This is a genomic window from Paracoccus sp. (in: a-proteobacteria) (assembly GCF_035556475.1).
GTDB lineage: Bacteria > Pseudomonadota > Alphaproteobacteria > Rhodobacterales > Rhodobacteraceae > Paracoccus.
The window spans coordinates 1-15,955 of record NZ_DATMFA010000007.1 but is presented as its reverse complement, the minus strand read 5'-3'; the positions used below and the strand labels follow the sequence as shown (position 1 = coordinate 15,955).

The following is a 15,955-nucleotide window of genomic DNA, read 5'->3' as shown; positions in this document are numbered from 1 at the left end:
CGCTAGGCGATGTTCGCGTTTCGTGCTAGCGATCGGATAAAAATCGGGACAGGCATGAAGATTATCGGCATCGATCCGGGATTGCGCAACATGGGCTGGGGCGTCATCGCCGTAGACGGGCCAAGGCTGCGCCACCTCGGAAACGGCATCATCCATTCCGAGGCGGGCGAACTGGGGCCAAGGCTTGCCATCCTCTATCGCGGGCTTTGCGAGGTTCTGGCGCAGCACACCCCCGATGCCGCCGCGGTCGAGCAGACCTTCGTGAACAAGGATGCTGTCGGCACGCTGAAGCTGGGACAGGCGCGCGGGATCGCGCTGCTCGCCCCGGCGAGCGCGGGGATCGCGATCGGCGAATATGCCCCGAACGCGGTCAAGAAAAGCGTGGTCGGGGTCGGCCATGCCGCGAAGGAGCAGATCCAGCACATGGTCCGCTTCATGCTGCCGGGGGTCGAACTCGCCGGCCCGGACGCCGCCGACGCGCTGGCCGTGGCGATCTGCCACGCCCACCACTTGCAGGGCCGTGCGCTCCGCATCAAGATCAAGGCATGAGGGAACGCAGATGATCGGACGTATCGCGGGCACCATCCTGCACCGGGCACAGGACCATGTCCTGATCGACGTGCGCGGCGTGGGCTATATCGTCCATGTCAGCGAACGCACCGCCGCAAGCCTGCCGCCCGCCGGTCAGGCGACCGCGCTTTATACCGAGCTGCTGGTGCGCGAAGACCTCTTGCAGCTTTTCGGCTTTCCGACCCTGCTTGAGAAAGAGTGGCACCGCCTGCTGATCTCGGTGCAGGGGGTGGGGGCCAAGGTCGCGCTGGCGATCCTCGGCACACTCTCGGCCGAGGGGCTGTCGCGGGCCTTGGCGCTTGGCGACTGGTCGGCGCTGCGCAAGGCGCCGGGCGTCGGGCCGAAGCTCGCGCAGCGCATCGCGATGGAGCTGAAGGACAAGGCCCCCGCCATCATGGCGCTTGGCGGCAGCCTGACCGTCGATACCGGCCCCCTGCCCGAGACCGATGTGATCGAGGCGCCGCGCACCGCCCGCAAGGACACGGCCCCGCAGCGCGCCGATAACGGCGCCGCGCAGGCCACTGCCGATGCGCTGTCTGCGCTGTCGAATCTGGGCTATGCTCCTTCCGAGGCGGCAAGCGCCGTGGCCGAGGCTTCGGGCCGGGAACCGGGGGCCTCGACCGCGGCGCTGATCCGGGCCTCGCTGAAGCTTCTGGCCCCCAAGGAATGAGGCGACCATGACCGGCAACCTGCGCACTTTCGTCCTGATGGCCGCCATGACCGCGCTGGTCATGGGCATGGGCTGGCTGATCGGCGGTCAGGGCGGGGCCGTCATCGCGCTGATCTTCGCCGGGGCGGGTAACCTATGGGCATGGTGGAACAGCGACAAGGCGGTGCTGCGCCAGCAGGGCGCGATGCTGGTCACGCGCCAGCAGGCCCCGGAACTGGTCGACATGGTCGCGGCGCTGGCGCAGCGGGCGAACCTGCCGATGCCCAAGGTCTATATCCTCCAGACCGACCAGCCGAACGCCTTCGCGACCGGCCGCAACCCCGAGAATGCCGCCGTCGCGGTCACGCAGGGCATCATGCAGGTGCTGAACCGGGACGAGCTGGCCGGGGTTATCGCCCATGAGCTGGCCCATATCCGGCATCGCGACACGCTGACCATGACCGTCACCGCGACCATGGCGGGCGCGATTGCGATGCTGGGGAACATGCTGATGTTTTCCAGCATGTTCGGCGGGCGCGACGACAATCGCGGTGGTGGGCTGGCCGCGATCCTCGCCATGATCTTCGCGCCCCTCGCCGCGGGCCTCGTCCAGATGGCGATCTCGCGCACCCGCGAATATGAGGCCGACCGGACCGGGGCCGAGATCTGCGGCCAGCCGATGGCGCTGGCCTCGGCGCTGGCCAAGATCTCGCGCGCGGCGGGTCAGGTCGTGAACATCCCGGCCGAGCGCAACCCGGCCTCGGCCTCGATGTTCATCATCAACCCGCTGCATGCGCTGCGCATGGACCGCCTCTTTGCCACCCATCCGGCGACCGAGGACCGGATTGCCCGGCTGCGCGCCATGCCCGGCGGCAGGGGTGGCGGCGCGGGCGTCAGCCCCTCTCGCGTGCCGCCCAGCGGCGGGCGCGGCAGCGGCCCCTGGGGCGCGTGATGAGCCAGTCCGACCCGATGCTGCGTCCCGAACCGCTGGAGAGCGATGGCGAGGACCGCGCACTGCGCCCGCAACTGCTCTCTGATTTCGTCGGCCAGGCCGAGGCGCGCGCGAACCTGCGCGTCTTCATCGAAAGCGCCCGGATGCGCGGCAAGGCGATGGATCACACGCTGTTCCACGGCCCGCCGGGCCTCGGCAAGACCACGCTTGCGCAGATCATGGCGCGCGAGCTGGGGGTGAATTTCAAGATGACCTCCGGCCCGGTGCTGGCGCGGGCAGGCGATCTTGCCGCGATCCTCACCAATCTCGAGGCGCGGGACGTCCTTTTCATCGACGAAATCCACCGCATGAACCCGGCGGTCGAGGAGATCCTCTATCCGGCGATGGAGGATTTCGAGCTGGACCTCGTCATCGGCGAGGGGCCAGCCGCCCGCACCGTCAGGATCGAGCTTCAGCCCTTCACGCTGGTCGGCGCGACGACCCGGCTGGGCCTTCTGACCACGCCGCTGCGCGACCGCTTCGGCATCCCGACCCGGCTGCAATTCTACACGATCGACGAACTGGACCTGATCGTCACCCGCGGCGCCCGACTGCTCGACATCCCGTCCGAGCCCGAGGGCACGCGCGAGATCGCGCGGCGCGCCCGTGGTACCCCCCGCATCGCCGGGCGGCTGCTGCGCCGCGTCATCGACTTCGCGCTGGTCGAGGGGGACGGGCGGCTGACGCGCGCGATCGCCGACCTCGCCCTGACCCGGCTTGGCGTCGATCACCTTGGCCTCGACAGCGCCGACCGGCGCTATCTGACCCTGATGGCCGAGCATTACGGCGGCGGTCCCGTGGGGGTCGAGACCCTCTCGGCCGCGCTTTCCGAAAGCCGCGACGCGATCGAGGAGGTGATCGAGCCCTATCTGATGCAGCAGGGCCTTGTCAGCCGGACGCCGCGCGGGCGGATGCTGGCGCGGCTGGGCTGGCGGCATCTTGGGCTGGACGTGCCCCGCGTTCAGGAAAGCCTGTTCGATGACTGAGATCGAGGCGCGCATCCGCGACAGCTTCGCCCGCCAGAGCATGATGGCGACCCTCGGCGCGACGCTGGCCGGGATCGAGCCGGGCAAGGTCGCGATCACCGCGCCGATCCTGCCGACCTCGTTGCAGCAGCATGGCGCCGGACATGCCGGGCTGGCCTTCAGCATCGGCGATTCCGCGGCGGGCTATTCGGCCCTCAGCCTCATGCCCGAGGGGGCAGAGGTCATGACGGTTGAGATGAAGATCAACCTGATGTCACCCGCCACGGGCGAGCGCCTGATCGCCGAGGGCCGGGTCATCCGGCCTGGACGCCGCATCGTGGTCGTCGCCGCCGATGTCTGGGCGCTGACGGGCGAGGCGCGCAAGCATGTCGCCATGCTGCAGGGCACAATGATCCCGGTCTAGGCTCGCGGTTCCTTCAGGACGCGATCCTCCTGCGCGATGAAATGTTCCATCATCATGCGCCAGAGCCCCTCGGCCAGTTCCGGGTCGAGGCCGTGGCTGGCGGCAAGCTTGCGGGCGTTCGCCGCCACCTCCTCGACCCGGCTGTCGATGCGCGCGGGCAAGCCTTCGCGTGACTTGATCCGCGCCGCCTCGTCGATCATGCGCGAGCGTTCGGCCAGAAGCGCGACAAGCTGCGCGTCGAGCCGGTCGATCCGGGCGCGGAGCGCCGGCATTTCAGAATTCGGGGCAAGCTTTGGTTCGGCAGCAACCATGGGCCGACCTCCTTCGGGACAAGCGTGATGTTGCCGAATGGCAACATGGCATAGGCGGCTTTTCGCCGAATATGGAACTTCGGGGCCAAGCGCGGGTTTTGCTTTCAACCGGGGCAAATGCTCGCCCCGCTGGAAAGGAAGGCGCCGATGAAGACAGCAAGCTTCGTGATCCATATCGGTTTCGGCCTTGGCATCGCGCTGGGGGCAGTCGCGCTCCTCTTGCTCTGACCGCAGACCGGACCGGTCACAGGAAAAAGAAAACCCCCGGCCTCGACCGGGGGTTCTTCATTTCCATCTCAACCCTGCGGCTGCGGGGTCGCCGCCGGCGCGGGCGCGCTGCCGGCACGCGGGATCGACGTCACCGAGGGGATGGTCGAGCCGGGCGTATCGTCATCGCCGCCCAGAGCCTCGCCCCGGATGATCTTGCCGATATCCTCGCCGGTCAGGGTTTCGTATTCCAGAAGGCCCTTGGCGAGGCGCTCGAACTCCTCGGTCTTTTCGGTGAGGATGCGGTAGGCGTCCTGATAGCCCTGCTCGATCAGGTCATGGACCTCCTGCTCGATCAGTTCCTTGGTCGCGGCCGAAACCGAGAAACCGCCGGTATTGCCCGAATAGCCCTCATGCGCTTCGGCATAGTCGATATTGCCGACCTTGTCGGACATGCCCCAGCGCATCACCATGGCGCGGGCAAGCTGGCTTGCCTGCTGGATGTCGCCGGCCGGACCGTTCGAGACCCCTTCCTCGCCATATTTGATGATCTCGGCCGCCTTGCCGGCCATGGTCATCGCAAGCTTCTGCTTGGCCTCGTCCTTGTGATAGTTCAGCCGGTCCATCTCGGGCAGGCTGACCACCATCCCCAGCGCGCCGCCGCGCGGAATGATCGTGGCCTTATAGACCGGATCGCATTTCGGAAGGCTCAGCCCGACGATGGCGTGACCGGCCTCGTGATAGGCGGTCTTTTCCTTCTGCTCGGGGGTCAGGACCATGCTGCGGCGCTCGACCCCCAGCATGACCTTGTCCTTGGCATTCTCGAAATCCTCCATCGCGACGAAGCGGCGGCCAAGGCGGGCGGCCATCAGCGCGGCTTCGTTCACGAGGTTCATCAGGTCCGCGCCCGAGAAGCCGGGCGTGCCGCGCGCGATGATGCGCAGGTCCACGTCGGGGCCGATCGGCACCTTGCGGGCATGAACGTTCAGGATCTTCTCGCGGCCCTTGATGTCGGGGTTCGGGACATAGATCTGGCGGTCGAAGCGGCCGGGGCGCAGCAGCGCCGGGTCGAGCACGTCCTTGCGGTTCGTCGCCGCGATGATGATGACGCCTTCGTTCGCGTCGAAGCCGTCCATCTCGACCAGAAGCTGGTTCAGGGTCTGCTCGCGCTCGTCATTGCCGCCGCCGATGCCGACGCCGCGGGCACGGCCGACGGCGTCGATCTCGTCGATAAAGACGATGCAGGGCGCGGATTTCTTGGCCTGCTCGAACATGTCGCGGACGCGGCTTGCGCCGACGCCGACGAACATCTCGACGAAATCCGAGCCCGAGATGGTGAAGAAGGGCACGCCCGCCTCACCCGCGATGGCGCGGGCCAGCAGGGTCTTACCGGTGCCGGGCGGGCCGACCAGCAGCGCGCCTTTCGGGATCTTGCCGCCGAGGCGGCTGAATTTCTGCGGGTTGCGCAGGAATTCGACGATCTCCTCCAGCTCTTCCTTGGCCTCGTCGATGCCGGCCACGTCGTCAAAGGTCACGCGGCCATGCTTTTCGGTCAGAAGCTTGGCGCGGGACTTGCCAAAGCCCATCGCCCCGCCTTTGCCGCCGCCCTGCATCCGGTTCATGAAGAAGATCCAGACGCCGATCAGCAGCAGGAAGGGCAGCCAGACGCCCAGAAGCGACATGAAGCCGGATTGCTGCTGACGCTCGACCCGGACCTCGACGCCCTTGTCGATCAGCCGGTCGGCGATCTCCTCGCCCTGCGGGCGGACGGTCGAGTATTGCTTGCCGTCCTTCGCGGTGATGCCGATCGTTTCGCCGTCAATGGTGACAGCGTTCACTTCGTCCTTGTCGACGCGCTGGATGAAGTCGGAATAACTGATCTGGCGACTGTTCATCTGCGACGAGCCGTCGCTGAACAAGTTGAACAGCGCCAAGATCATCAGAAACAGCACCACCCAGAAGGCGATATTGCGCGCGTTGCCCAAAGGCAGATCCTCCACGGGTAGACAGGCTTTGGCCTGAAAATAAGGATTCCGGCGTCAGGTTCAATGAGTATACAGCAAAGCCTGCAACTCTGGCAGTCCGCGCAGCGGGATCGCCGTGATCCCCGCTGCGGGTTTCAGAAGCGGCGCGGCCAGCAGAACCTCGCCCTGCCAGACCGCCGGGCTGGCCGCCGCCTCCTCACGCGTGAGGCCCGAGAGCCGCCATTTCAGCTCCGGCAGCGCCTCGTATCCCAGCGCCCGGACATGCTGTCCCGACGCGAGGCCGGAAAGCAGCCAGCGCTGGTCCCAGAGGCATTTCCCCTCGCCATCAGGCACCGCCTGATCCGCCTTCAGGGCGGCCGCAGGCTCACGCGCAAGACGCAGCCAGTCGCTTGCTGCCTCGGCGATGGCGCCGTCCAGCGTGACCCTCGCACCGGTCTGGATCGCGGTCAAAGCGCGCAAGACCGCCTCGCGCCGAGGGGGATAATCGGCCCCGCTGACAAAGCGCAGCCCTGCGACAAGAAGTCGCCGCCGGATCTCCAGCGGCGCGCGGCGGAACGCGGTCAGGGGCAGGTAAAGGCTGCCATGCCGCGCCTCTGCCCCCGCTGCGGCGGTGGCCGCGGTCTCCTGCAGGGCATCCCGCGCCATCGCCAGATTCGCGGCGGATTGCGCAAGCTGCGCCGCCGGAAGCGCCAGTTCCGCCACCGCCTTGCGAATGCGCACGCGGTCATAATCGCTGTTGTCGTTCGACGGATCCTCAATCCAGCCGATCCCCCGCGCGTCGAGCCAGTCCCGCAGTTCCGCGCGTGAGACATCCAGCATGGGCCGCAGCCAGGTCGCGCCAAAGGCGCTGCGCCGGGGGGCCATGCCGGCCAGCCCGTCGACGCCCGAGCCGCGCGCCAGCCGCATCAGCACCGTCTCGGCCTGATCGTCGAGCGTGTGGCCCAGCAGGACCGCATCCAGCCGGTTGCGCACCGCCCAGCCCGACAGAAGCCGCAGCCTTGCATCCCGCGCCGCGGCCATCAGGTTCCCGGCCTCGGTCTCGCGCTGCCAGAGGAGGGTGGCGTGGGGCAGTCCCAGCGCCGCCGCCGCGCGATGACACCCGACCGCCTCGGCCGCCGATTCAGCGCGCAGGCCGTGATCGACCGTGGCAACCATCAGATGGCGCCCACGCGCCCAGCCACGCGCAAGATGCATCAGCGCGGTGGAATCTCCGCCGCCCGAGAAGGCGATGCCGATCCGCGCCATGTCGCCCGCGAATCTGTCCAATGCGGCATGGACCTTGCGCGTGACCTGATCCGCCAAACCCTTCGGTTGGTCGGGATCACATGTCATCGGCCATGTCCGCGGCCGCTTCGGGATCCATCAGCGACGGATCGGTTTCAGGCTCGGGAAGTGCGTCGAGGTCGATCGCGGGAGCGGTGCCGGCCCCCTCTTCCGGCGCATCGGAAAGCGCGCATTGCGCCTCGGCCATCCGCCGCTCGGCCTCGGCGGCCTGCGGCGCGTCGGGAAAGCGGGCGAGGATCTCTTGCAGGTAGAAGCAGCCTTCCTGCGGGCCGCCCTTCGCGCTCATCGCGCGCGACAGGCCCAGAAGCGAATCGGCGGCCTGCGGACTGTTGGGATTGGCGGCGAAGCTTTCAAGCCAGGCGATCCCGGCGCCGGGAAGATCGCCCGCGGAATCCAGCGCCGCGCCCCGCAGGAACAGCGCCTCGGCGGTCAGTGGACCGCCAGCATGGGTTTCGGCGACGGCCGCAAAGAGGTCCGCAGCACGACGAAAGTCACCTTGACCGAGCACCTCCCGGGCCCGGTCGAAATCGGCCTGCTCCGCAGCCGTGGCGGGCCCGGTCGAGGGCGCAGGTTTGGCGGAGCCGGTCAGCGCGCCCCCTTGGTTCGACGGCGGAAGCGGCGAGGAGCCGCCGCCCTGCTCGCCCAGCGTCGGCGTGGTCAGGCTGCCAAGATCGCAGCCCTCCTCCATCTCGCAGAGCCGGAACTCGATATCGCCGATGCGGGTGGTGCCGTCCCTGACGATGCGGTCAATGCGGTTCTGCAATTGCTCGGTCTGGCCGGTCAATTGCTGAAGCCGCGCCTCCATGGCGTTCATCCGGTCGATGGCGCTGTCGCCGCCCGCAGCCGCGAAACCGGCCGGGCCGGAGGCGACCATCTCGGCCCGCAGGCTTTGCAGGTCCGAGGACAGCTGCGAAAGCTCGCTCCTGATGTCGGCCAGCGACTGGCGATCCTGCGCCGCGGCGGGCAGCGCGGAAAGCGCCATGCCTGCGGCCAGGATCATGCCCCTGAGCGCGCGCCCCGCCATCACATGCCCGCTCCGGGGCTGACCACCGTAACGGCGCGGCGGTTCTTGGTATAGCATTCCTCGGTCGAGCAGATCTCGAGCGGACGCTCCTTGCCGTAGCTGACCGTTCTGAGCCGGCCCGAGGCGATCCCCTGCGAGACGAGGTATTCCTGAACCGAGTTCGCGCGACGCGCGCCGAGGGCGAGGTTGTATTCCCGCGTCCCCTGCTCGTCCGCGTGACCCTCGATCAGGGCCGAGAAGCCCTGGTTCTGGTTCAGCCACCCTGCCTGATTGGCAAGGATGGTGCGGGCTTCGGGCGTCAGCGTGGACTGATCGACCGGGAACAGGACCGTATCGCCGGCCGTCGCCTTGAAATGCTCGGCTGTGCCGGGCAGCGTGCCGGCACCGACCCCGCCGGCGCCCATATTGGCATAGGGATCGTTCACCAGCGCGCCCTGCTGGGCCGGGCGCGAACAGGCCGCCGTTGCCAGCAAGGCCCCGATGACCGCAAATTTCACGAAAGTCTTCATCATCCTGTCCCGTCCCGCGGTTTACGGCAGCAAGGGACCCCAATCGGGATCCGAGGCCGCGCCATTCAACTTGACCGGGCGCATGTTCCGCCCGGTGATATCCACCGAATGCAGGCGAGGTTCGCCATTTCCGCCCGGAGTCACGCGGGTGAACATCACGACGCGCCCATTGGGTGCCCAACTCGGCCCCTCGTCAAGGAACGATTCTGTCAGCATTTTTTCTTCGGATCCATCGGTGCGCATGACGCCGATGTGGAATTTCGGCCCGACCTGCCGCGTAAACGCGATCATGTCGCCGCGCGGCGACCAGACGGGGGTGCCATAGCGCCCCTCGCCAAAGCTGATCCGCTTCGCCTCGCCGCCATTCGCCGACATGATGTAAAGCTGCGGCACGCCCGAGCGGTCGCTCTCGAACACGATCTGGCTGCCATCGGGGCTGAAGCTGGGCGAGGTCTCGATCGAGGGCGAATTGGTCAGCGCCCGCTGCGCGCCCGAGGCCGCATCCATCTGGTAGATGTCCGTGTTGCCGCCCTTTTCCAGCGAATAGACGATCCAGCGCCCATCCGGCGAGAAGCGCGGAGAGAAGCTCATCGTGCCCTGCTCGCCCCCCAGCGCCCGGACGCTGAGCGAGTTCACGTCCATCAGCATCGCCTGCGGGAAACCCGAGGCATAGCTGGTGTAAAGCAGCCGCGACCCGTCGGGCGCATAGCGCGGCTTCAGGACCAGCGTGGAATCGTCGGTCAGGAACTTCACGTTCGCGCCGTCGTAATCCATGATCCCGATACGCTTGCGGCGCGCGTCCTTGGGGCCGCTTTCCTGCACGAAGGCAACGCGGCTGTCGAAATAGGGCCCCTCGCCCGTCAGACGGGCATAGACCTGATCCGCGGCCTTGTGCGCCGCGCGGCGCCAGTTCCCGGTCGAGGCGTCGAACTGCATCCCGTCGCCCAGCGGTTGGCCCGCGAAGACGTCGAACAGGCGGAACTTGACGATCACCTTGCCGCCTTCGACCCGGACCGCGCCGGTGATCAGCGCCTGCGCGTTGATCGCCTTCCAGTCCTCGTAGGAGACGGGGGATTCAAACCCCTCGGGCCGCGCGATATGCGCGCTGGCAGGGATCTCGCGGAAAAGCCCCGTGCCGGTCAGGTCGGCCGCGATCAGGTTCTGGACCTGGGACAGGTATTCGCCCGCGCCGCCCTCGTCATGGAATTTCGCGATCGCGAAGGGCATCGGTTCGATGACGCCATCGGTAATCTCGATCCGCAGGGGGCCGTCCTGCGCCAGGACCGGCGCGGCAAGGCCCAGCCCGGCAAGCGCCAAGGCGGAGGTCAGGAAAAGTCTACGCAACATGAATCGCCCTCGTGAGGTCTGGTTGCAGGATAGTGGGTCACGCCACGGGATGCCATGGCGCTACTTGATCGTCGCATTTCCGCTGGGATTGAAATCAATGACGATGTCTTTCCAGCGATTGTATTTTTCCGCCGGCAGCTTGTAGCCGCCACTGCGCGAGGCGCACATCAGGATCGCCCGGCGCGCCGCCTCATAGGCCTGCTTGCCTGCGGCTTCGGTCGCACCGTTATGGCCTATCATTTTCAGCGAGCCGGATTCCGGCATTCCGTCCGGCGACATCGAGAAGCTGACCGAAACCTTGGTCCTGCTCGCCTCAGTCGAGAGCGAACCGCGGTTCCAGCAGGCCTCGACCGCGACGCGGAAGCCATCCTTCTCGCCCTGGCTCAGCGGCGGGCCACTGGCGGCGGCACCGCCCCCGCCCGATCCGCCGGAGCCCTGCTGTTCCTTCTTCGCCTCGGCCAGAGCCGCCTTTTTCGCAGCCGCCTCGGCGGCCTTGCGCTCGGCCTCGGCGGCTTCCTTGGCCTTGGCGGCAGCCGCGGCCTCGGCAGCTGCCTTCTTCTCGGCGGCGCGTTTTTCCTCGGCTGCCTTCGCGGCGGCCTTTTCCTCGGCCTCCTCGCGGGCCTTGGCTTCGGCGGCGCGTTTCTCGGCCTCGGCCTTCTCGGCGGCGGCCTTGGCGGCTTTTTGTGCAGCCGCCTTCTCTGCCGCTGCCTTCTCGGCTGCGGCCTTCTTCTCGGCCTCGCGCCGTTCTGCCGCGCGTTCCTCGCGGGCACGTTCCTCGGCCGCCTCGGCAGCGGCGGCTTCGGCCTTGGCGGATTCTGCCGCTGCCTGCCGGCGGGCGCGCTCCTGCGCCTCCTGCGCCTTGCGGGCTGATTCAGCTTCCTCGCGGCGCTCGGTCTCGCGGCGTTCCTCACGGGCGCGCTGCTCGGCCTGACGTTTCGTGGCCTCATCGGCACGGCGCTGCGCGGCGGCTTCAGCCGCGGCGGCTTCCTCGGCCTCGCGGGCCAGGGTCAATTCGCGCTGGCGTGCGGCGGCCTCCGCCTCGCGGCGGGCTTGCACGGCCTCGGCCAGCCCATCGGGGCGGCCGCGCGGACGCGGTGCGTTGATCGCGGCGGCCTCGGATTGCTGCGGAACCGGCGCCGGCGCGGCCGGGGTCGCCGCCTCACGCGAGGGGTTGGGCCGCGAGGTGCTGGTCGGAACCACGGCCGCATCATCGGCAGGCGGCGGCTGGTTCGGCTGCGGGGCAAGGGTCGCCACCGCAACCGGACGCGACTGGTCCTCGAAATCCGAGAGATCGGGCTGCGCCTCGGGCCGTCCGGCGGGTCTGCTCAATTCGGCTGCATTCGCCTGCGGATCGGGCGGGCTCTGCGCCTCGGGCGCGCCGGCCACGACCTCCTCGGCAGGCGGGCGCGGCTGGGCGGGCGTCGTCTCGGCAATCCCCGTCACCGGGGCGCGTCCTTCCGCAGCCGAGGCCAGCGCCTGAAACTCGGCCTCGGACATGGTCGAGACCTCGGCCATGCGGATCGCCTCAAGCGGCTGGGGACGAAACAGCGCGCCACCCACGACCGCAAAGCCAAGCAGTCCGGCATGCGCGACACCCGAAACCCAGTAGCCAATGCGGTCGGCGCGATCCATCGCCCTAGCCTTCGACGCTCTGGCCGTCCATGCGGGGGCCGCCCGTGTCCGTCACCAGCACGATATTGTTGAAACCCGCGGCATTCAGCGCCCCCATCACCTCCATGATGCGCGCATAGGGGATCTGGCCATCGGCCCGCAGATAGATCTTGTCGCTCTGCCGCTCCTCGGCAACGGCGCGCAGGCGGGTGATCAGTTCGTCCTCGGGAACCTCGGTGCTCATCACCATGATCGGCCCCTCGGGCGTCACCGAGACGCTCAGCGGCTCCTCCGGCTCGGCGGGGACCGATTGCGCGGCAGTCTTCGGCAGCTCAAGCGGCACGCCCACGGTCAAAAGCGGCGCCGCGACCATGAAGATGATCAGCAAGACCAGCATGACGTCGACAAAGGGCGTCACGTTGATCTCGGCCATGGGCTGCGCCTTGGCGCGCCCGCCGCGCCCGCGCGCCTTGCGAACCACCCCGGCACCCATCACGCGTCGTCCAGCTGGCGCGACAGGATGGTCGAAAACTCATCCGCGAAGGAATCATAGCTGCCGACCAGCCGGTCGGAATCGGCGCTGAGCTTGTTATAAAGGACAACCGCCGGAATCGCCGCAAGCAGGCCAAGCGCGGTCGCGACCAGCGCCTCGGCGATGCCCGGCGCCACCACGGCAAGCGAGGTGTTCTGCGAGATCGCGATCTCCTCGAACGCGGTCTTGATGCCCCAGACGGTGCCGAAAAGCCCGATGAAAGGCGCGGTCGACCCGACGGTGGCAAGGAAAGGCAGGCCGCGCGTCAGGCGGTCATTCTCGCGGTTGATCGCGACATTCATCGCCCGGTCGATACGCGCCGTGGCGCCGGGGATCAGCCCGCCATCGTCGCGATGGCTGCGCCGCCACTCGGTCATGCCCGCGGCAAAGATCCGCTCGGACGCGCCCGAAGGCTTGTCGCCCACCCGGTCGAACAGGTCATCGAGCGGCTGGCCCGACCAGAAGGCCCGGTCGAAGCGATCGGCCTCGCGCTTGGCAGCGGCATAGGTGATGAATTTGCGGATGATGATCGCCCAGGCCCAGAAGGATGCCAGGATCAGGATCACCATCACGATCTGAACGGTCAGCGACGCACGCGCAAACAGAGCGATCAGAGAAAAGTCGACCGGCTGGCCGGCTCCGACGATTTGTTCCATGTAGACAGGCCTGTGCTTTTTTGACCGCTGCGCCGCGGCTTCGGGCGTCGATTAGCAGAATGCCCGCGACAGACAAACCCCATGGGCGTCAATTCTGCGTCAGTTGTCGCAGGTTGCGTCCTTCGGAAAGCGCGACGCGACGTCCCGGGGAATGCGCACCGGCCGCCCGGCTCCGTTGATGCAGACGAGCGTCACCACAGCCGAGAACAGCACCGCGCCCCCCCGCATCACCTTCTGGCACATCGAGATCCGGGCGGCGCCAAGATCATTCACACTCGAGACGACCTCCAATTGGTCGTCGAAACGCGCGGGGGAAAGATAATCGGCCTCGATCCGGCGCACGGCAAAGACCAGGCCCTCCTCCTTCAGGCGAGACTGGTCGACGCCCAGCTCACGCAGCCATTCGCTGCGGCCGCGCTCGATGAATTTCAGGTAATTCGCGTAATAGACGATACCGGCAAGGTCGGTATCCTCGTAATAGACCCGGACGGGAAAGCGATGCATCACCGATCCCCTCCGCTCGCCAGCCGCGCCGCAAGGCGCAATGCGTGCGAGGGATCGGTCGCCGCGACCGGCATGACCGGGTCATAGGCAGCCCGGATCAGCGCGGCGATCTCGGCCGAAGGCGTCACATCCCGCGCGAAGGTCAGCAGCGAGCGCATGGCCAGCATCTCGGCCAATTGCGCCGGATGCGCGTCGCGAAGCGCACCGCCCATATTGACGAAGCTCAGGCAGGCCCGGATCCCGCCATCGGCATCGAAGCGAAAGATGCGGTATTGATCCGCCCCCTGCTCCTTCAGGCGCGCGGCAAGCCCCGCCTGCCCGGTCAACCGCTCGAGGTCGGGCACATCCTCCAATTCGCCCCAGTCGCGAACTAGGAACGTCATCATGTTCGCGCCCATCTCGGGATCGGTCTCGGCCAGCGGATGGCGGGCATGGGCCAGCGCCGCCCGCATCACCTCGCGAAAGATGTCGAGCGTCTCGTCGGCCAGCCCGAAGATGACCGGAGCGACCGGTCGCCCCCAGCGAGCGCAAAGATAGCGCCCGTCGCGGGTGAACAGCCCGGCGATCTGATCGGAATCAAGCACGAGGATCCTCTCACCGTTTTTCAAATACCCTCGGGGTGAATTGCGGCAAAGCCGCAAGAGGGGCTGAAAGCCCCTCCGCCCACCCCGATCAGCTCACCCGACGATCCTGGCCTCGGTCGCGGAACGCAGCTCGTCCTCGCTGACGCCATCCGCCAGTTCGACGATCTTCAACCCACCCTCGACGACATCCAAAACGCCCAGGTTGGTGATGATGCGGTTGACCACGGCCTTCCCGGTCAGCGGCAGCGTGCATTCATGCAGCACCTTCGACTCGCCGGCCTTGTTGGTGTGGTCCATGACTACGACCACGCGCTTCACGCCCGCGACTAGATCCATCGCGCCGCCCATGCCCTTGACCAACTTGCCGGGGATCATCCAGTTCGCCAGATCGCCGTTCTCGGCCACTTCCATCGCACCAAGGATCGCCATGGCGATCTTGCCGCCGCGGATCATGGCAAAGCTCTCGGCGCTGTCGAAATAGGCGGTCTGCGGCAGCTCGGTGACGGTCTGCTTGCCGGCATTGATCAGGTCGGGGTCTTCCTCGCCCTCATAGGGAAACGGCCCGATCCCCAGCATGCCGTTTTCCGACTGCAGCGTCACATGCACCCCCTCGGGGATATAGTTCGCCACCAGCGTCGGAATCCCGATCCCGAGATTCACATACCAGCCGTCCTGAAGCTCCTGCGCGGCCCGCGCCGCCATCTGGTTCCGGTCCCAAGGCATCAGACGGTCTCCTTCTTGCGGGTCGTGTCGGAGACACGCGAACGGGTGGTGCGCTGCTCGATGCGCTTCTCGTGCTCGCCCTGAATCAGGCGGTGGACATAGATGCCCGGCAGGTGGATCGCGTCCGGGTCGAGGCTGCCGGTCGGGACGATCTCCTCGACCTCGACGATGCAGACCCGCCCGCATTTCGCCGCCGGCACGTTGAAGTTGCGCGCCGTCTTGCGGAAGATCACGTTGCCGCTCTCATCCGCCTTCCAGCCCTTGACGATGGCGAGGTCCGCGACGATCCCGCGCTCGAGGATATAGGTCTCGCCGTCGAAATCCTTGTGTTCCTTGCCCTCGGCAATGACGGTGCCCACGCCGGTCTTGGTGTAGAAGCCGGGGATGCCCGCGCCGCCCGCCCGCATGCGCTCGGCCAGGGTGCCCTGCGGGTTGAACTCAAGCTCAAGCTCGCCCGAGAGATACTGGCGCATGAACTCGGCATTCTCGCCGACATAGGAGGAGATCATCTTCCTGATCTGGCGGCTGTCCAGCAGGATGCCCAGCCCGAACCCGTCGACGCCGCAATTGTTGCTGGCGATGGTCAGGTCCTTCGCGCCCGCCTTGTGGATCGCATCGATCAGCAATTCGGGGATGCCGCAAAGACCGAAGCCGCCCGCCGCGATCAGCATTCCGTCCGACAGGACACCCTCGAGCGCCTCCGCCGCGCTGCCATAGATCTTACTCATTCGTCCCTCCGCCAAAGCTGGGAATCTTTTGGCGGTCTTGCGGGCTCCTGTCAACATGCTGCACTGCGGCATAAGCACCGCCCATGGCCGGGCGGGCCGGTTATCCGGCCGCCTTCGTCTTCGCTGCGGGCTTCTTCGCCGCGGCCTTGGTGCCTGCCTTCTTGGCAGCCGGTTTCTTGGCGGCTGGCTTTGCTGCCGCTTTCGCCGCCGTCTTCGGGGCGGGCTTCTTACCGGACTTCGCGCTCTTCTCGGCAATCAGCTCCAGCGCACGCTCCAGCGTGACCGAACCCGGCTCCAGATCGCGCGGCAGGGTCGCATTGACCTTGCCCCATTTGACGTAAGGCCCGTAGC

General features: G+C 67.3%; 19 protein-coding genes. 5 read left to right on the top strand and 14 right to left on the bottom strand.

Translation table 11 applies throughout. The features are described from left to right. The first annotated feature begins 54 nt into the window (after positions 1 to 54). The 5 genes from ruvC to VNQ78_RS00575 are packed head-to-tail and all read left to right on the top strand — an operon-like array spanning position 55 to position 3,599. Positions 55 to 549, top strand: coding sequence for a crossover junction endodeoxyribonuclease RuvC (gene ruvC / locus VNQ78_RS00595; RefSeq protein WP_325685501.1), 495 nt, complete (start codon positions 55 to 57; stop codon positions 547 to 549). 10 nt (positions 550 to 559) lie between these two features. Next, positions 560 to 1,240, top strand: coding sequence for a Holliday junction branch migration protein RuvA (ruvA, locus tag VNQ78_RS00590; protein WP_325685500.1), 681 nt, complete (start codon positions 560 to 562; stop codon positions 1,238 to 1,240). A 7-nt stretch (positions 1,241 to 1,247) separates the two neighbouring features. Next, a complete protein-coding gene (htpX, locus tag VNQ78_RS00585; protein ID WP_325685498.1) occupies positions 1,248 to 2,171 on the top strand; it encodes a zinc metalloprotease HtpX in 924 nt (307 codons plus the stop codon). Further along, entirely contained in the window at positions 2,171 to 3,196 is a 1,026-nt protein-coding gene (ruvB, locus tag VNQ78_RS00580; RefSeq protein WP_325685496.1) for a Holliday junction branch migration DNA helicase RuvB, read from the top strand. Before htpX ends, ruvB begins: the two co-directional genes overlap by 1 nt. Further along, positions 3,189 to 3,599, top strand: a complete 411-nt coding sequence (locus VNQ78_RS00575) for a PaaI family thioesterase (protein WP_325685494.1) — start codon at positions 3,189 to 3,191, stop codon at positions 3,597 to 3,599. The genes ruvB and VNQ78_RS00575 overlap by 8 nt, the downstream gene beginning before the upstream one ends. Here the strand turns inward: VNQ78_RS00575 and VNQ78_RS00570 are convergent. The 14 genes from VNQ78_RS00570 to VNQ78_RS00505 form a co-directional block, all read right to left on the bottom strand. Beyond that, positions 3,596 to 3,910, bottom strand: a complete 315-nt coding sequence (locus VNQ78_RS00570) for a chorismate mutase (RefSeq protein WP_325685492.1) — start codon at positions 3,908 to 3,910, stop codon at positions 3,596 to 3,598. The genes VNQ78_RS00575 and VNQ78_RS00570 overlap by 4 nt on opposite strands. Before the next feature lie 296 nt (positions 3,911 to 4,206). Continuing rightward, positions 4,207 to 6,102, bottom strand: a complete 1,896-nt coding sequence (ftsH, locus tag VNQ78_RS00565; protein WP_325685490.1) for an ATP-dependent zinc metalloprotease FtsH — start codon at positions 6,100 to 6,102, stop codon at positions 4,207 to 4,209. Between the two features lie 60 nt (positions 6,103 to 6,162). After that, entirely contained in the window at positions 6,163 to 7,434 is a 1,272-nt protein-coding gene (gene tilS, locus VNQ78_RS00560) for a tRNA lysidine(34) synthetase TilS (protein WP_325685488.1), read from the bottom strand. After that, on the bottom strand, positions 7,424 to 8,410 hold the full coding sequence (locus VNQ78_RS00555) for a tetratricopeptide repeat protein (RefSeq protein ID WP_325685486.1): 987 nt from the start codon (positions 8,408 to 8,410) through the stop codon (positions 7,424 to 7,426). The genes tilS and VNQ78_RS00555 overlap by 11 nt, the downstream gene beginning before the upstream one ends. Continuing rightward, positions 8,410 to 8,919: a peptidoglycan-associated lipoprotein Pal gene (gene pal, locus VNQ78_RS00550; protein ID WP_325685484.1), complete on the bottom strand. Its 510-nt coding sequence runs from the start codon at positions 8,917 to 8,919 to the stop codon at positions 8,410 to 8,412. The genes VNQ78_RS00555 and pal overlap by 1 nt, the downstream gene beginning before the upstream one ends. Before the next feature lie 21 nt (positions 8,920 to 8,940). Beyond that, complete coding sequence (gene tolB, locus VNQ78_RS00545; RefSeq protein ID WP_325685483.1) at positions 8,941 to 10,266, bottom strand: Tol-Pal system beta propeller repeat protein TolB; 1,326 nt, start codon at positions 10,264 to 10,266, stop codon at positions 8,941 to 8,943. 60 nt (positions 10,267 to 10,326) lie between these two features. Further along, positions 10,327 to 11,898 (bottom strand): protein TolA, encoded by a 1,572-nt coding sequence (locus VNQ78_RS00540; RefSeq protein ID WP_325685481.1) that lies wholly within the window; start codon positions 11,896 to 11,898, stop codon positions 10,327 to 10,329. A 4-nt stretch (positions 11,899 to 11,902) separates the two neighbouring features. Then, positions 11,903 to 12,370, bottom strand: a complete 468-nt coding sequence (locus VNQ78_RS00535) for an ExbD/TolR family protein (protein ID WP_325685479.1) — start codon at positions 12,368 to 12,370, stop codon at positions 11,903 to 11,905. Further along, positions 12,370 to 13,065, bottom strand: coding sequence for a protein TolQ (tolQ, locus tag VNQ78_RS00530; protein ID WP_325685477.1), 696 nt, complete (start codon positions 13,063 to 13,065; stop codon positions 12,370 to 12,372). Before tolQ ends, VNQ78_RS00535 begins: the two co-directional genes overlap by 1 nt. 99 nt (positions 13,066 to 13,164) lie before the next feature. Continuing rightward, positions 13,165 to 13,572: a tol-pal system-associated acyl-CoA thioesterase gene (ybgC, locus tag VNQ78_RS00525; protein ID WP_325685475.1), complete on the bottom strand. Its 408-nt coding sequence runs from the start codon at positions 13,570 to 13,572 to the stop codon at positions 13,165 to 13,167. After that, the gene (locus VNQ78_RS00520; protein ID WP_325685473.1) at positions 13,569 to 14,153 is read right to left on the bottom strand and encodes a hypothetical protein; all 585 of its coding nucleotides are present in this window, start codon (positions 14,151 to 14,153) and stop codon (positions 13,569 to 13,571) included. The genes ybgC and VNQ78_RS00520 overlap by 4 nt, the downstream gene beginning before the upstream one ends. A 93-nt stretch (positions 14,154 to 14,246) precedes the next feature. After that, on the bottom strand, positions 14,247 to 14,876 hold the full coding sequence (locus VNQ78_RS00515; protein WP_325685471.1) for a CoA transferase subunit B: 630 nt from the start codon (positions 14,874 to 14,876) through the stop codon (positions 14,247 to 14,249). Then, a complete protein-coding gene (locus tag VNQ78_RS00510) occupies positions 14,876 to 15,604 on the bottom strand; it encodes a CoA transferase subunit A (RefSeq protein WP_325685469.1) in 729 nt (242 codons plus the stop codon). Before VNQ78_RS00510 ends, VNQ78_RS00515 begins: the two co-directional genes overlap by 1 nt. A 100-nt stretch (positions 15,605 to 15,704) precedes the next feature. After that, positions 15,705 to 15,955: topoisomerase C-terminal repeat-containing protein (locus tag VNQ78_RS00505; protein WP_325685467.1), on the bottom strand; the 251-nt coding region annotated here is incomplete at its 5' end.

Excerpts from the sequence above, each read along its gene's own strand:
- ruvC (WP_325685501.1), top strand. The coding sequence starts at position 55 with ATGAAGATTATCGGCATCGATCCGGGATTGCGCAACATGGGCTGGGGC.
- ruvA (WP_325685500.1), top strand. The coding sequence starts at position 560 with ATGATCGGACGTATCGCGGGCACCATCCTGCACCGGGCACAGGACCAT.
- htpX (WP_325685498.1), top strand. The coding sequence starts at position 1,248 with ATGACCGGCAACCTGCGCACTTTCGTCCTGATGGCCGCCATGACCGCG.
- ruvB (WP_325685496.1), top strand. The coding sequence starts at position 2,171 with ATGAGCCAGTCCGACCCGATGCTGCGTCCCGAACCGCTGGAGAGCGAT.
- VNQ78_RS00575 (WP_325685494.1), top strand. The coding sequence starts at position 3,189 with ATGACTGAGATCGAGGCGCGCATCCGCGACAGCTTCGCCCGCCAGAGC.
- VNQ78_RS00570 (WP_325685492.1), bottom strand. The coding sequence starts at position 3,910 with ATGGTTGCTGCCGAACCAAAGCTTGCCCCGAATTCTGAAATGCCGGCG.
- tilS (WP_325685488.1), bottom strand. The coding sequence starts at position 7,434 with ATGACATGTGATCCCGACCAACCGAAGGGTTTGGCGGATCAGGTCACG.
- VNQ78_RS00555 (WP_325685486.1), bottom strand. The coding sequence starts at position 8,410 with ATGGCGGGGCGCGCGCTCAGGGGCATGATCCTGGCCGCAGGCATGGCG.
- pal (WP_325685484.1), bottom strand. The coding sequence starts at position 8,919 with ATGAAGACTTTCGTGAAATTTGCGGTCATCGGGGCCTTGCTGGCAACG.
- tolB (WP_325685483.1), bottom strand. The coding sequence starts at position 10,266 with ATGTTGCGTAGACTTTTCCTGACCTCCGCCTTGGCGCTTGCCGGGCTG.
- VNQ78_RS00540 (WP_325685481.1), bottom strand. The coding sequence starts at position 11,898 with ATGGATCGCGCCGACCGCATTGGCTACTGGGTTTCGGGTGTCGCGCAT.
- VNQ78_RS00535 (WP_325685479.1), bottom strand. The coding sequence starts at position 12,370 with ATGGGTGCCGGGGTGGTTCGCAAGGCGCGCGGGCGCGGCGGGCGCGCC.
- tolQ (WP_325685477.1), bottom strand. The coding sequence starts at position 13,065 with ATGGAACAAATCGTCGGAGCCGGCCAGCCGGTCGACTTTTCTCTGATC.
- VNQ78_RS00515 (WP_325685471.1), bottom strand. The coding sequence starts at position 14,876 with ATGCCTTGGGACCGGAACCAGATGGCGGCGCGGGCCGCGCAGGAGCTT.
- VNQ78_RS00510 (WP_325685469.1), bottom strand. The coding sequence starts at position 15,604 with ATGAGTAAGATCTATGGCAGCGCGGCGGAGGCGCTCGAGGGTGTCCTG.